Origin of the sequence: Methanocalculus sp., assembly GCF_029762515.1 — an archaeon.
GTDB lineage: Archaea > Halobacteriota > Methanomicrobia > Methanomicrobiales > Methanocorpusculaceae > Methanocalculus.
Window position 1 is genome coordinate 1 of record NZ_JARVGN010000455.1, and the last position, 1,715, is coordinate 1,715.

3 protein-coding genes are annotated in these 1,715 nt (G+C 55.1%); all 3 read left to right on the plus strand.

Annotated features, from left to right (window positions below; translation table 11 throughout):
- Positions 1-374 (plus strand): gamma-glutamyl-gamma-aminobutyrate hydrolase family protein (locus QCH34_RS12090; RefSeq protein WP_300334503.1); only part of this gene is annotated, 374 nt, incomplete at its 5' end.
- The gene (locus tag QCH34_RS12095) at positions 362-904 is read left to right on the plus strand and encodes a YkgJ family cysteine cluster protein (protein WP_300334504.1); all 543 of its coding nucleotides are present in this window, start codon (positions 362-364) and stop codon (positions 902-904) included. The genes QCH34_RS12090 and QCH34_RS12095, both read left to right, overlap by 13 nt.
- A partial coding sequence (locus tag QCH34_RS12100; RefSeq protein WP_300334506.1) for a TraB/GumN family protein occupies positions 897-1,715 on the plus strand: 819 nt, incomplete at its 3' end. The genes QCH34_RS12095 and QCH34_RS12100, both read left to right, overlap by 8 nt.

A 1,715-nucleotide genomic window follows, 5' to 3' on the forward strand; every position in this document is an offset into this window, starting at 1 on the left:
GCCCTGAATACCTCGGACTCGGCCTGCCGGTGCTCGGCATCTGCCTCGGACACCAGCTGATCGCCCGCTCGCTCGGGGGCGAAACCGGTCCTGGAGAGAGCGGAGGATATGGCGGCCTCCAGGTAACGATCCACAACCATCGCAGTATTCTCAAAGGATATCCGGACATCATTCGTGTCTGGGCATCCCATGCCGATGAGGTGAAGCAGGCGCCTGACGGCTTTGAGATCCTGGCAAGCTCACCCATATGCAAAGTCGAGGCGATGGGATGCACTGAAAAGCGGATCTATGGCCTGCAATGGCACCCGGAAGTGAGCCACACCGAGAACGGACACCTGATCTACGAGAATTTCAGCAGGATATGCACAGAATAGAAGCTATCAGCCGCGAGATCATGACGAACGGCTTTCGCTGCCGGCAGTGCGGAGCATGCTGCCGGGGTGATGAGCAAACGAGCAGGGTGATCGTCTCGCCTCCCGAGATTGACCGGATTATAAAAGCTACCGGACTGGAAAGGAACGGGATTGTTGTACCATATCCCGAATTCATCGAATCAGATAAAGGGGGAAGGTTCACCTTTGAGTGGTGCCTGAGGAATGAGGGCGGAAAGTGCATCTTTCTGGCTGAAGATGGACAGTGCTCCATCTATTCTGTACGCCCCTGGATCTGCCGGACATACCCGTTTGCACTTGACGGCGATACGATAACAATCTCCGAATGTCCCGGGATCGGGGAGGAGATTACTCCGGAAGAGGCAGACGCACTTGCCACATGCCTGGTGAAGAGGCAGGAGGCAGAAGAGGAGGAGGAGAACGCCGTTCTGAAGATCTTCTCCTCCCATACAATCCCCATGGGAAAGACTGTTGTCTTTGACAGCAGAGGAATGTGGAGTATTCATGGGTGAGCTGAGGATTGTTGGAACTGCGCATGTTTCACAGAAGAGTATCGATGAGGTAACTGCAGCCATCGCTGAGTTTGAACCCGATATCATCGCAGTGGAGCTGGATGCCCCACGCTATGCAGCATTAAAACAGCAGGAAACTGAGATTCAGGAACCAAAAGTCTCAGAGATCCTCTCATCGGGGAATATGACCCAGATGCTCATCCAGTGGGTGCTCGCCTATGTCCAGAGAAAGATCGGGATGAATGTCGGCATCGAACCGGGTGCCGAGATGAAAGAGGCGATCCGCCTGGCTGAGGAGCAGGAAGTCAGGGTTGCCCTCATCGATCGGGATATCAGGATCACCCTCTCCCGGTTCTGGAGCGGGATGACCCTCCGCGAGAAGTTCAGGATGATCTATGCACTCGCGATCTCTGTCACGGGGGTTTCAGGGGAAGAGCTGGATATCGATGCACTGACTGATCAGGATATTGTCACCCTTGCCCTTGAAGAGTTCCGGAGATTCTCTCCAAACGGAGCAAAAGCGTTAATTGATGAGCGGGATGCATATCTCGCCCAGAGCCTCATTCCACTCCTAAGGGGTGAGGAGCGGGTTCTGGCAGTAATCGGCGCAGGGCATCTCGCGGGAGTTACCAGATACCTGAGCAATCCGGAAACCCTTCCCTCGCGACAGTCACTCACAGCAGAGATTCACCGCCGCCCCTGGGGAAAGATCATCGGCATTGGTGTGCTCGTCCTCTTCCTCTCCCTCATCACTGCAATCCTCTTCTCAGGCGTCGGGTACGAGGTGCTGATCACTGCATTTGCCTGGTGG